Origin of the sequence: Pontimicrobium sp. IMCC45349, assembly GCF_047219225.1 — a bacterium.
Lineage (GTDB): Bacteria > Bacteroidota > Bacteroidia > Flavobacteriales > Flavobacteriaceae > IMCC45349.
The window spans coordinates 272,983-286,150 of record NZ_CP178208.1 but is presented as its reverse complement, the minus strand read 5'-3'; the positions used below and the strand labels follow the sequence as shown (position 1 = coordinate 286,150).

At 31.0% G+C, this 13,168-nt stretch carries 13 protein-coding genes; 7 read left to right on the top strand and 6 right to left on the bottom strand.

What is annotated here, in order from left to right; translation table 11 throughout:
• Window positions 1-25: 25 nt before the first annotated feature.
• Both mtaB and ACLII3_RS01375 read left to right on the top strand, forming a co-directional pair.
• Window positions 26-1,342: a tRNA (N(6)-L-threonylcarbamoyladenosine(37)-C(2))-methylthiotransferase MtaB gene (gene mtaB, locus ACLII3_RS01380; RefSeq protein ID WP_412985873.1), complete on the top strand. Its 1,317-nt coding sequence runs from the start codon at window positions 26-28 to the stop codon at window positions 1,340-1,342.
• Between the two features lie 117 nt (window positions 1,343-1,459).
• Window positions 1,460-1,963 carry a hypothetical protein gene (locus tag ACLII3_RS01375; RefSeq protein ID WP_412985871.1) on the top strand — a complete coding sequence of 168 codons (504 nt, stop codon included), beginning with the start codon at window positions 1,460-1,462 and terminating at the stop codon, window positions 1,961-1,963.
• A 69-nt stretch (window positions 1,964-2,032) separates the two neighbouring features.
• Here ACLII3_RS01375 and ACLII3_RS01370 read toward each other — a convergent pair whose 3' ends face one another.
• Window positions 2,033-2,329 carry a GNAT family N-acetyltransferase gene (locus tag ACLII3_RS01370; protein ID WP_412985870.1) on the bottom strand — a complete coding sequence of 99 codons (297 nt, stop codon included), beginning with the start codon at window positions 2,327-2,329 and terminating at the stop codon, window positions 2,033-2,035.
• A 105-nt stretch (window positions 2,330-2,434) separates the two neighbouring features.
• Between ACLII3_RS01370 and ACLII3_RS01365 the strand changes: the two genes are divergently transcribed.
• Both ACLII3_RS01365 and ACLII3_RS01360 read left to right on the top strand, forming a co-directional pair.
• Window positions 2,435-3,097 (top strand): alpha/beta hydrolase, encoded by a 663-nt coding sequence (locus ACLII3_RS01365; protein WP_412985869.1) that lies wholly within the window; start codon window positions 2,435-2,437, stop codon window positions 3,095-3,097.
• 56 nt (window positions 3,098-3,153) lie between these two features.
• The gene (locus ACLII3_RS01360; protein WP_412985868.1) at window positions 3,154-4,080 is read left to right on the top strand and encodes a lytic transglycosylase domain-containing protein; all 927 of its coding nucleotides are present in this window, start codon (window positions 3,154-3,156) and stop codon (window positions 4,078-4,080) included.
• Between the two features lie 49 nt (window positions 4,081-4,129).
• Here ACLII3_RS01360 and ACLII3_RS01355 read toward each other — a convergent pair whose 3' ends face one another.
• Window positions 4,130-4,708: a DUF2892 domain-containing protein gene (locus tag ACLII3_RS01355; protein WP_412985867.1), complete on the bottom strand. Its 579-nt coding sequence runs from the start codon at window positions 4,706-4,708 to the stop codon at window positions 4,130-4,132.
• A gap of 166 nt (window positions 4,709-4,874) precedes the next feature.
• On the opposite strand from ACLII3_RS01355, the gene rpmH reads away from it, so the two are divergent.
• The 3 genes from rpmH to ACLII3_RS01340 all read left to right on the top strand — a co-directional run bounded on the left by rpmH (window position 4,875) and on the right by ACLII3_RS01340 (window position 8,730).
• Entirely contained in the window at window positions 4,875-5,036 is a 162-nt protein-coding gene (rpmH, locus tag ACLII3_RS01350; RefSeq protein ID WP_296320712.1) for a 50S ribosomal protein L34, read from the top strand.
• Window positions 5,037-5,149: 113 nt separating this feature from the next.
• Complete coding sequence (gene carB, locus ACLII3_RS01345; RefSeq protein WP_412985866.1) at window positions 5,150-8,005, top strand: carbamoyl-phosphate synthase large subunit; 2,856 nt, start codon at window positions 5,150-5,152, stop codon at window positions 8,003-8,005.
• Between the two features lie 77 nt (window positions 8,006-8,082).
• Window positions 8,083-8,730, top strand: a complete 648-nt coding sequence (locus tag ACLII3_RS01340; RefSeq protein ID WP_412985865.1) for a T9SS type A sorting domain-containing protein — start codon at window positions 8,083-8,085, stop codon at window positions 8,728-8,730.
• Between the two features lie 54 nt (window positions 8,731-8,784).
• On the opposite strand, the gene ACLII3_RS01335 is transcribed toward ACLII3_RS01340, so the two are convergent.
• The 4 genes from ACLII3_RS01335 to ACLII3_RS01320 form a co-directional block, all read right to left on the bottom strand.
• A complete protein-coding gene (locus tag ACLII3_RS01335) occupies window positions 8,785-10,107 on the bottom strand; it encodes a DNA recombination protein RmuC (protein WP_412985863.1) in 1,323 nt (440 codons plus the stop codon).
• 64 nt (window positions 10,108-10,171) lie between these two features.
• Window positions 10,172-10,966, bottom strand: coding sequence for an ABC transporter ATP-binding protein (locus ACLII3_RS01330; protein WP_412985861.1), 795 nt, complete (start codon window positions 10,964-10,966; stop codon window positions 10,172-10,174).
• On the bottom strand, window positions 10,966-11,997 hold the full coding sequence (locus ACLII3_RS01325) for a FecCD family ABC transporter permease (protein WP_412985859.1): 1,032 nt from the start codon (window positions 11,995-11,997) through the stop codon (window positions 10,966-10,968). Before ACLII3_RS01325 ends, ACLII3_RS01330 begins: the two co-directional genes overlap by 1 nt.
• Window positions 11,998-13,101: an ABC transporter substrate-binding protein gene (locus tag ACLII3_RS01320; RefSeq protein ID WP_412985858.1), complete on the bottom strand. Its 1,104-nt coding sequence runs from the start codon at window positions 13,099-13,101 to the stop codon at window positions 11,998-12,000.
• Window positions 13,102-13,168: the final 67 nt, after the last annotated feature.

Sequence of the window (13,168 nt, the reverse complement as noted above, 5' to 3'; positions counted from 1 at the left end):
TTGCACGCTTGGTAAAAATACAAGAATGAACGCTAGAAAAAAAGTCGCATTTTATACTTTAGGTTGTAAACTTAACTTTTCTGAAACTTCTACTATTGCAAGAAGTTTTAATGATGAAGGATTTGATCGTGTAGATTTCTCAGAATCTGCAGATATTTATGTAATTAACACATGTTCGGTTACCGAAAATGCTGATAAGCGTTTTAAAACTATTGTTAAACAAGCACAAAAATCAAACCCAGAAGCATTTGTTGCTGCTATTGGTTGTTACGCCCAGTTAAAACCTGAAGCATTGGCTGATGTAAATGGTGTAGACTTGGTTTTAGGTGCTACTGAGAAGTTTAAAATTACTGATTATCTAAATGATCTTACTAAAAATGACTTTGGAGAAGTACATTCTTGTGAGATTGAGGATGCCGATTTTTATGTAGGAAGTTATTCTATAGGTGATCGTACAAGAGCTTTTTTAAAAGTACAAGATGGTTGCGATTATAAGTGTACTTATTGCACTATTCCTTTAGCTAGAGGAATTTCTAGAAGCGACACTTTACAGAATGTTTTAAATAATGCCAAAGAAATTTCTGAGCAAGATATAAAGGAGATTGTACTTACTGGAGTTAATATTGGTGATTATGGAAAGGGTGAGTTTGGTAATAAAAAGCATGAGCATACTTTTTTTGAATTAGTACAAGCTTTGGATGAGGTTGAAGGTATTGAGCGTCTACGTATATCATCAATCGAACCAAATTTACTTAAAAATGAAACCATTGATTTTGTAGCAAAAAGTAGAACTTTTGTGCCTCATTTTCATATTCCATTACAGAGTGGTAGTAACGATTTGTTAAAGCTTATGCGTCGTCGTTACTTAAGAGAGTTGTATGTAGATAGAGTCAATAAAATAAAGGAGGTAATGCCTCACGCATGTATTGGAGTTGATGTTATTGTTGGTTTTCCAGGAGAAACTGATGAGCGTTTTCTTGAAACATATAATTTCTTAGCAGAATTGGATATTTCGTATTTACATGTGTTTACTTATTCTGAAAGAGCAAATACATTAGCAGCTGATATGGAAGGTGTAGTGCCTAAAAATGTGCGTTCAAAGAGAAGTAAAATGCTTAGAGGGCTTTCAGTAAAGAAACGTCGTGCATTTTATGAAAGTCAGTTAAGAAGTAATAGAACAGTTTTATTTGAAAGCGAAAATAAAGAAGGTTATATTCACGGATTTACCGAAAACTATGTCAAGGTAAAAGCGCCATGGAATCCTGAATTAGTTAATACATTACATGAAGTTAGTTTAGCCAATATTGATGAAGATGGATTGGTTAGATTTGATTTTGTATAGTTTCTTATACTGAAACATACATAATATGTAGGTTAACCCTTGTTTTGTTCGTTTTAACTTGTTTTTTATTTAATCAAGTTTTTTCAAAATATATTTAGGGCTCTTAAAAGCCCTCAAATGAAAAAAATACTATTATTTATATGTGTTTCTCTAGTTGTGTTAACTAGTTGTAGTAGTGATGATGAAGTAAATGATTTATCTATTCATGGTTCATGGAAATTGTCATCTTATATAATTGAAAGACCTTTCGATATTAATAAGGATGGTGTTGAAAACCTTAATTTATTAAACGAAATAGATTGTATTGTTAATGAGACATTAATTTTTGAGAAAGATGGAACATTTATTTCAGATGATTCATTTCATCACGAAATTAATATTTCTAAGCATGAAGAAGGAGTTTATGTTTTTGATATTGAATGTTCCGATGGTTATATTAGTACTTCTAGCACTTACGAAGTAAATAATAATGGCATTATAACTATTAATAATGTTGAATTTACGCATAGTATTAGTGGTAATAAAATGACACGTAATTTTCCGAATTTTATAGAAGTTTATAACGAAGATTTTACCGAAGTTATAGAATATAAAGACTTAACATTAGTTTATGTTAAATAGCTTCTAGTTGTAATATAGATATAAAAAAGCCGAAGCTTAGCTTCGGCTTTTTCAATTTATTTAATATTATTATATTCTTACTCCTACAGGTAACATAGCTTTGTACCTTCTATTTCTACGAATAAATTTAGCAATTGGAGGACTTGTTGGTACCACGCTAATATTTCGTTCTTGAATATTCTCTAAAACTATTTTCAAGAAATCTTCAGTAAATTCATCAGACTCTACAGATTCTGGAACAATTAATTTTGTTAAAAAAATCTTTCTGTCTTGAAGGGAATACTCAATTTTGGCAAGTTTGTCATCAACCTTTAATTCAAATTGACGTAAAAATGTATTGTCAATCAATTCTGCTGCTTCAATCATAATTAGTATACTTTATTCAATGGAGATAAACCTATATTCTATAGATTTGTGGTGCAAATTTACAAAAAAATACTTAAACTTAACGTTTTTTTAACCTAGTTGCTTATGAATCAAGAGATAATTCATATATACCTAATGCCTGGAATGGCAGCAAACCCATCAATTTTTGATAATATAAAATTACCTGAATCTCAATTTGAGTTGCATTGGTTAGAGTGGATGATTCCAAATCCTAACGAAAGTTTAACACAATATGCTCAACGAATGGCGCTGAAGGTTAAGCATGATAACTGTGTGTTATTAGGTGTGTCGTTTGGAGGAATATTAGTTCAAGAAATGAGCAAAAATTTAAAGCTAAGAAAGCTTATTATAGTATCTAGTGTTAAAACTAAACACGAGTTACCTAAACGTATGAAACTTGCTAAAGCAACAAAGGCATATAAATTGGCACCTACTCATTTAGCGCAAAATGTAGATGCTTTAGCAAAATATGCTTTTGGTAAAACTGCTACAAAAAGAGTAGAGTTATATAAAAAATATCTTTCTGTTAATGATAAGAAATATCTTGATTGGGCTATTGAGCAAGTAGTATGTTGGGAACAAGAAAAACCTGTCCCTGAAATAATTCATATTCATGGTGAAAATGATGGTGTTTTTCCAATTAAGAATATAAACGAATGTATTATTATTAAAGGCGGAACGCACATTATGATAATTAATAAATATAAGTGGTTTAATGAAAACTTACCTAAGCTTATATTAAGTTAAAATTAATTTTAGTATTAGTTTTTTTTATATTTTTAATCATATAAAATTTTCGAATAATGAAGACGATAAAAAACCTACTTGCTGTTGTTGGTTTAATATGTTTGTCTGGACTGTTAATATTTGCGGTTCAAGATGCTCCTAGTGATAACAACTTAGAAAAAAAAATCTATAACGATTATAATGTGTATGCTCTTAATGTACCAGATGATTTAAATTTTGCTAATGAAGCATTGCCTTTAGAAAATCCTGATATTTTAGAGCGTATGGATAGAGAACTTTTAGTTAATACTTATTGGCAATCTAATGCTTTATTGATGTTTAAACGTTCAAATAAATACTTTCCTATTATTGAGCCAATTTTAGAAAAACATGGTGTGCCAGATGATTTTAAATATTTAGCAGTAATTGAAAGTGGATTGCAAAATGTAACATCTCCAGCTGGAGCAAAAGGGTTTTGGCAAATAATGAAAACTACAGGAAGAGAAAATGGATTAGAAATTAACTCGAATGTAGACGAACGTTATAATTTAGAATTAGCAACAGAAGTAGCGTGCAAGTACTTATTAAAAGCAAAAGAGCGTTTTGGTTCATGGACTTTAGCTGCGGCATCATATAATGCTGGAATGGCAGGTGTGTCTAGACGATTAAAAAGCCAAGGCGTAGATAACTATTATGATTTGTTATTAGGAGAAGAAACAGGACGTTATTTGTTTAGAATTGTAGCATTAAAAGAAATTCTTAACCATCCAGAAAAATATGGATTTAATTTTAGGAATAAAGATCTATATAAAACTATACCTACTTATAAGGTTGCTGTAGATACTGCTGTAACCGATTTTGTGAAGTTCTCAGAAGGTTTTGGGATTAACTATAAAATATTAAAGTTACATAACCCATGGTTAAGAGAAGGGCATTTAAATAACAAGTCAAGAAAACAATATTTTATAGAAATTCCTAAAGATGGTCATTACTCTAATCCTTAGGTATTGAAGATAAATAAAAAAAGCACTGAGAAATCAGTGCTTTTTTTATTTATCTTCTACTTCTTCGACCTTGTCTTGCTGAAGTAGGTTGACCGTAATGTTGATTAGGAACAGAAGCACGTTTCATTTGTTGCTTCATCATTTTAATTTGATCTCCTAACATATTTCTTTTATCTAAAGCTTGTGCTTCCGAAAGTAGTTTTTGAGCTTCTTGTTTACGTCTTTTAGTAAAAGCAATTCCTGCTAAGTTCAATTTAGCCATAGCCATATCATGATCCATAGATAAACCAAAATTAACCGCATTTTTAAAATATTTCTCAGCAGCATTCATATCTGTTTGAGAAACCATAATACCATTTAAAAAATTATAATAGCCTTGTTGCTTTGTTGTTAAAGCCGTTTTTGGGTTTTTTATTTTATCTAACCATTTTTTAGCACCATCAAAATCTTGTTTTCTTAATTTTAGAAATGCTAATAGAATAAATTCATTTTTTAAGTATAAAAAGATGAAAATTAACGAAAGTAAAATAAGCATAATCCCATTACCAATGTAGCCTTCTGTAAATTGATAGACTGCGTAAGCATTGATTAAAACTGCGATGACTATTTTTATATTTTTGTTGTACATTGTTATAGTTTTTTTTGAAGAGTGCAAAGGTAATAAAAACAATTCAAAATATTTTTAAAATTAGACTTGTCAAAGTAAAAAGTCTTCGTATATTTGCACGCAGTTTTGAAGAGGATGTCAAAACTAAACATGAAATTAAGAAAGACGATTTTAAAGATATAATACAATGAGTAAAAGAACGTTTCAACCATCAAAGAGAAAAAGAAGAAACAAACATGGTTTTAGAGAAAGAATGGCTTCTGCTAATGGTAGAAAAGTCTTAGCACGTAGAAGAGCTAAGGGTAGAAAGAAATTATCTGTATCTTCTGAACTTCGTCATAAAAAATAATGATTAACAATTGTTGATATATATAAGGTGTTACTGGTGGTAACGCCTTTTTTTATATCTAATTGTTAATTATTTTTGAAAAATTTTAAATAACACAGCAACAACTATAAACAATGCCAAAAAGAAAAGACCTTAACTCAATTTTAATTATTGGATCAGGACCAATTATTATTGGACAAGCATGTGAATTTGATTATTCGGGTTCACAATCTTTACGTTCTCTTCGTGAAGATGGAATAGAAACTATTCTAATTAATTCTAACCCAGCAACTATCATGACTGACCCTTCAATGGCAGATCATGTATATCTTTTACCATTAACAACAAAGTCTATTATAAAGATTTTAAAAGAGCATCCACAGATTGATGCTGTTTTACCAACAATGGGAGGACAAACTGCATTGAACTTGTGTATTGAAGCAGATGAAAAAGGTATTTGGGAAGATTTTGGTGTAAAATTAATAGGTGTAGATATTAATGCTATTAACATTACTGAAGATAGAGAACAGTTTAGAGAGTTAATGGGACAAATAGGTGTGCCAATGGCACCTCAAGCTACTGCAACATCATTCTTAAAAGGGAAAGAAATTGCTCAAGAATTTGGTTTTCCATTATGTATTCGTTCGTCTTTTACACTTGGAGGAGCTGGAGCAGCTATTGTATATGAAGAAGAAGATTTTGACAAGTTATTACGTCGTGGTTTAGAGATTTCTCCAATTCACGAAGTAATGATTGATAAAGCGATGATGGGATGGAAAGAATACGAGTTGGAGTTATTACGTGATAAGAACGACAACGTTGTAATTATCTGTTCTATTGAGAATATGGATCCAATGGGAATTCATACTGGAGACTCCATTACAGTGGCACCAGCAATGACTTTATCTGATACTACATTCCAGAAAATGCGTGATATGGCTATCAAAATGATGCGTAGTATTGGAGATTTTGAAGGAGGATGTAATGTACAGTTTGCTGTAAGTCCAGATGATCAAGAAGAGATTATAGCAATTGAAATTAATCCACGTGTATCACGTTCGTCTGCATTAGCATCTAAAGCAACTGGATACCCTATTGCAAAAGTTGCTACAAAATTAGCTATTGGATACTCTTTAGATGAATTAGATAATCAAATTACAAAATCTACATCAGCCTTATTTGAGCCAACGTTAGATTATGTAATTGTAAAAATACCTCGTTGGAACTTTGATAAGTTTGAAGGATCTGATAGAACTTTAGGTCTTCAAATGAAAGCTGTTGGTGAGGTTATGGGAATTGGACGTTCGTTCCAAGAAGCATTGCACAAAGCAACTCAGTCTTTAGAAATTAAACGCAATGGATTAGGTGCTGACGGAAAAGGTTATAAAGACTATAATCAAATCTTAGATAAATTAAAGCATGCATCTTGGGATCGTGTGTTTGTAATTTATGATGCGATTCAAATGGGAATTCCTTTAAGTAAAATTTACGATATCACTAAAATTGATATGTGGTACTTAAAGCAATATGAGGAGTTATACCAATTAGAAAAAGAAATTTCTACATATACTATAGACACTTTAGATAAAGATTTATTGTTAGAAGCTAAGCAAAAAGGATATGGAGATCGTCAGATTGCTCATATGTTAGGATGTTTAGAAAGTCAAGTATATAAGAAAAGAGAAGAATTAAATATTCAACGTGTGTACAAGTTAGTAGATACTTGTGCTGCTGAGTTTAAAGCGCAAACACCATATTATTATTCTACGTTTGAAAATGTAGTACAAGATAAAGATGGTAATGTAGCTTCAGCAAATGAAAGTGTTGTTACAGATAAAAAGAAAGTAGTTGTTTTAGGTTCTGGACCAAATAGAATTGGTCAAGGAATTGAGTTCGATTACTGTTGTGTACATGGGGTATTAGCTGCTAAGGAATGTGGTTATGAAACAATCATGATTAACTGTAATCCAGAAACAGTTTCTACAGATTTTGATACAGCAGATAAATTATATTTTGAACCAGTATTTTGGGAACATATTTATGATATTATTCGTCATGAAAAACCAGAAGGTGTAATCGTTCAGTTAGGTGGTCAAACAGCACTTAAATTAGCTGAGAAATTAACAAAGTATGGTATCAAAATATTAGGAACAAGCTTTGAATCTTTAGATTTAGCTGAAGATAGAGGAAGTTTCTCTACATTGTTAAAAAAGAATAATATTCCATTCCCTCAGTTTGGAGTTGCTGAAACAGCAGATGAGGCTTTAGCTTTAGCTGATGAATTAGATTTTCCAATTTTAGTACGTCCTTCATATGTATTAGGAGGTCAAGGAATGAAGATTGTAATCAATAAAGAAGATCTTGTAGAGCATGTTGTAGACTTACTACGTAAGATTCCAAATAATAAATTATTATTAGACCATTATTTAGATGGTGCTATTGAAGCTGAAGCAGATGCTATTTGTGATGCAGATGGAAATGTTTACATCATTGGTATTATGGAACATATTGAACCTTGTGGAGTGCACTCTGGAGATTCAAACGCAACATTACCAGCTTTTAACTTAGGTGATTTAGTAATGCAACAAATTGTAGATCATACAAATACAATTGCTAGAGAATTAAATACAGTTGGATTAATCAATATTCAATTCGCTATTAAAGATGATACAGTTTATATTATTGAGGCGAATCCAAGAGCTTCTCGTACTGTACCATTTATAGCTAAGGCATATAAAGAGCCTTATGTGAATTATGCTACTAAGGTAATGTTAGGAGAAAAGAAAGTTACTGACTTTGATTTCAACCCTCAATTAGAAGGATATGCAATCAAGCAACCAGTATTCTCATTTAATAAATTCCCGAATGTTGATAAAACATTAGGACCAGAAATGAAGAGTACAGGTGAAAGTATCTTGTTTATTGATAGTTTAAAGGATGATGAATTTTACGACTTATATTCAAGAAGAAAGATGTATTTAAGCAAGTAAATTCTTGCTTTTTATCGAATCTTGACATATAGTTACCTGAAAATTATTATTTTAGTAAAAAAAATACGCCTCTTACTATGAAAACAAAATTACTATCTATTGTATTTACTTTAGTCGTAACATTTGGTTTTGCTCAAACAGAAACTATTACTGTGCCTTGGGATTTTTTCTCTGTGCCAGCTTCTGATACAGCAAATTTTCCATTAGGACCTATGTTTGATACTGAATTTACAATTGAAGTAGGAGATAAGGTTGTTTGGGAATGGTTATCCAATGGTCATAATGTAAAAAGTGTGGCTGGATCAACAGAAACTTTCGGAACAACTGGTGGAGATTTTGATACTTTCTTAGCACCATACTCATACGAGTATACATTTACACAAGTAGGTGTTAATCCATATGTTTGTAAACCTCATGAGTTTTTTATGTATGGAACAGTTACTGTAGTTCCAGAAGGGACTTTAAGTAATAGGGCATTAAAAGAAAATATTAGTTTTTCACTATCTCCTAATCCATCAAATCAGTTCTTAAATTTATCGTTGCCTATTGCAATTGATAGTACTGTTTTAGAAGTTTTTGATGTTCTAGGTAAAAAGATATACGAACTTAAAATAGGTACAGCTAATTTTTCTAGAATAGATGTTTCTTCATGGAATAGCGGTGTTTATTTAGTAAAAGTATCAAATGATTATTCGTCGCAAACAAAACGTTTTGTAAAGCAATAATTATAAAAATAAACAATTAAAAAAGCCGCTTGATATCAAGCGGCTTTTTTATTATTAGTTGTTATCATCTTCAGCTCGTTTTATAATAGCTTCAGGTAATGATTTTTTAGCTTTAGCTCCCATCTTTTTGAGCTTTTCTACACTCGTTACTAGATTACCTCTTCCTTCAACTAATTTATTCATAGCAGCAGAATAATCAGTTTTAGCAGCATCAATTTTTTTACCAACTCCAGTTAAGTCTTTAACTAAGCCTTCAAATTTATCATACAATGCTCCAGCTTGTCGCGCAATTTCTATGGCATTTCTTTGCTGTTTCTCATTATTCCACATAGTGTCTATAGTACGTAATGTTGCTAACAATGTAGAAGGTGTTACAATAACAATATTCTTTTCAAAAGCTTTATTATATAAAGTATTATCTTCATTAATCGCTACAGCAAATGCAGGCTCAATAGGAATAAACATCAATACAAAGTCTGGTGATTCTATATCATATAGGTCTTGATAGTTTTTGGCAGATAATTGCTCTACATGCTTTTTAATTGAGTTAACGTGTGCTTTTAAATAAGCTACTTTTTCATCATCATCGGCATTAACATAACGGTTGTAATCTGTAATAGATACTTTAGAGTCAATAATCATTTTTTTACTATCTGGTAAATGCAATACCACATCTGGTAATACACGACTACCATTTTCAAGTGTAAAACTTTGCTGTACAAAATACTCTCTGTCTTTTTCTAATCCAGATTTTTCAAGTACTCGTTCTAAAACCAATTCGCCCCAATTACCTTGCATTTTGCTATCGCCTTTTAAAGCTTTAGTTAGGTTGGTCGCTTCTTTGGTCATTTGCTGATTTAAATCTTTTAACCCTAAAAGTTGCTCTTTTAATGCAGAGTGCATACTAATACTTTCCTTTTGAGTATCTTCAACCTTTTTTTCAAAAGTTTGTATTTTTTCTTGTAGCGGATTAAGTATCTGCTTTATATTTTCTTTGTTTTGAATAGTAAACTTTTCTGATTTCTCATCTAGTATTTTGGTAGCTAATAATTCAAAATCTTTACGTAATTGTTCTTGTTGTTTTGCTAATTCTTCATCACGTTTTAAGTTTTGTTGTTGCAGATTATCGTATTCTGCATTTTTTCTAGTGAGTTCTGTGTTTAAAAATTCTTTTTCACGACGAATCTCTTCTCGTTCTAACTCTAATTTTGATAAGTTTTGCTTAAGCTCTTCAATAGTTTTACTTAGTTGATGTTGGCGTTCTTCTAAAGTGCCTTTTTCATTATTGTTTTTTAATGTTGTAAAAAGTTTCCCAAGGTAAGCACCAATACCTGCGGAAATTAGTATTGCTAAAATAAGAATGATGTTGTCGGTCATTTAAGAATTGAATTTTATCAAAGATAAATTATTTGAAATGCTGAAACAAGTACGAGTATTAAGATTATTTTTTCACTTTAAAACTACCAGTAGCATTATCAAATGAAATTAAATCTTTTGGAAATAATGTGTTGAAAACACCTTTCTCAATAAGATTACATGGTGTGTCTGTAAAAACTTGATTATCGTTCATAACTATAAGTCTATCACAAAGCTGAATCGCTAAATCTATTTCATGCGAGGAGAAAAGCACTGTTTTATTAGTGTCTTTCGCGAGCTTTTGCAGTAACTTTAAAATATATGCTTTGTGATACATGTCTAGATGCGTTGTTGGTTCATCTAATACAATAAGGTCCGTGTCTTGTGCTAAAGCACGAGCAATCATAACCTTTTGTAATTGACCATCACTTAGCTCATAACATTTTTTATGTTTTAAATCGCTAATGTTGGTTTGTGCTAAAGCTTCTAAGGTAATTGTTGTGTCTTTTTCACTTAAATTACCTACCCAATTTGTATAAGGCTGTCTTCCAAGAGCTACAAGTTCTAAAACTGATAAGTTTTTTGAAGCAACCGTTTCAGTAAGTACTAAGCTTAAAACTTTAGCCAGCTCAATATTTGAATACTGCTCTAGCGGTTTTTGGTTAATTTCTACAGCGCCTTCAAGCTTTGGTTGTACATTAGTTATGGTTCTTAAAAAAGTAGATTTACCAATACCATTTGCACCAATTAAACCAACGAGTTCTCCAGAGTAAAGATTTACATCAATATTTGAAGCTATAACACTTTTAGTTTTTTTTGTTTTATAGCCTATTGATAATGCTTTGGTTGTTAAGATTGTATGTTTACTTTCTTGACTCATTAAAAAACCATTTTTCGTTTTCTTACTAATAGCCATATTACTACAGGTGCACCTATTAATGAGGTTATGGCGTTAATTGGTAATGTATAATCGCTATTAGGTAATTGAGCGATACTATCACAAATTAATAAAACAATAGCTCCAAACAGCATTACAGCAGGAATCAAAATTTTATGATTTGAGGTGTTAAATATTTGACGAGTCATATGTGGAATTGCTAACCCAATAAATGCAATAGGTCCAGCAAAAGCTGTAATAGTACCAGCTAACAAACTGGTGGCTATAATAATAAGCATCCTGCTTTTTTTAATATTCAAGCCTAAGCTTTTTGCATAATTTTCGCCTAATAATAAGGTGTTTAATGCTTTAATAGAAGCTATGCAAATAATGATCCCTAATAAGCAAGTAATACTAAGAATAAAAAGCTCATCCCAACTTAAATTTCCTAAACTACCAAATCCCCAAAAAATGTATTGTTGTAGTTGTTCTGCTGAAGCAAAATAGGAGAGTACGCTTACTATGGCAGCAGTAATACTAGCAAACATTAAACCTATAATAAGAATTGCCATTGTGTCTCTAACTTTTATTGAAACTAGCATAACAGCTAATAGTACTAAAAAACTACCTAAACTTGCAGCTATTACCAAACTCCACTTTGAGGCTAATAATATTGCTGAAGCTGTTCCAAATAATGAAGCTCCCATAATGACTAAAGCAACACCTAAACTGGCTCCAGAGCTAATACCAAGTACAAAAGGACCAGCTAGAGGGTTTCTAAAAAGCGTTTGCATTAATAATCCAGAAACACCTAAGCCAGATCCAACTAAAATAGCAGTAATTGCTTTTGGTAATCTATAATTAATAATAATATGTTGCCAAGAATCATTTTCAATTGAGCCACCAATGAGTGCATTGAAAATAGATTTTAATGGTATTGATACCGAACCTAAACTTAGGTTGGTGAAAAAGCAAGCTATAACTATTAAAATTAATAGAATGAAAGATGTTGTATATGTCTTTTTTAATTCCAATTATTCTAAGGCTTGAAAAAAGTAAGGTTGATAATTATCTAGTAAGTGTGGATGACATATTTTGATAATGTCTTTTAAAACCAAATCTGGTCTTGCTGTACCTAATTCATAATACAAAACGCCTCCTGTTGCTCCTGTTGTATTAGAAAAAGAATACACATTTTTATTTTTAAAGGCACTAAATTTGTTATAGTGACTATTGGCTTCTTCTAATTGTGATAAACTTGTATAATAAGATGGACTTAACCAAATATCTGCGTCGATAGCTTTTTCAAAAACACTTTCAAAACTAAGTGCTAAGCTACCTTTACTATTGGTGTCTTTCCATAAATAGTTGACATTAGCATCTTTTAAAAATTGAGCTTCTGGACTTGCACCATTTGGTAAATACCATACATCTTTATGCATTGCTCCACTTAAAATTGATGGTTGGTTTGTAACTGATTTAGCTATCTTTTTTGCTTCAAGATAATTAGCTTCAATAGTATTAAAAATAGAGTCGGCTTTAGTTTCTTTGTTAAATAAAACACCAAAAAACTTAATCCATTCAGCTTTTGCTAACGCTGAAGATTCAACCCAATCACCATTATATATAACTTCAATACCAGACTTTTTTAGGGTTTCAAATGTTTTATTGGTGCCATCAACACCAAAACCAATAACTACATCTGGTTGTAACTCTAAAAGAACTTCAGTATTAATACCTTCATTTTTACCAAGTTCTCTAACGTGATCATTATCTATTAATGCACGTGTTTTTTTGGAAGAAATATAATCTGTTCCAGGAAAGCCAACTAAAGCTTGTTCAACTTCTAATAATTCTAAAGCAGGAATATGAGTTGTAGAGGTGACTACTATTTTTTTTACTGGAAGATTTTCTTTTAAAAATTCATGTTTAAAGCTTAATTCTGAATTTGGCCAAGGACTACTAATCTCTAAAGTAGTATGTGTGTCAAACTTTGTAATGGAAAACCCTTGAGCATATTTCAATTCTACTTTTTCACCTTTTTTATTTTCGGTGATTTGTGTTTTAGGCTCATTTTTACACGAGTAAATAAAATTAATAAAGGCAATTATTATTAATAATCTATATATTTTTTCCATTGGTAACTTTTGTAACTAAAACTCTCAAGATTCTAAAGTAATTTTGATGAAAATTGATGTCATGAGA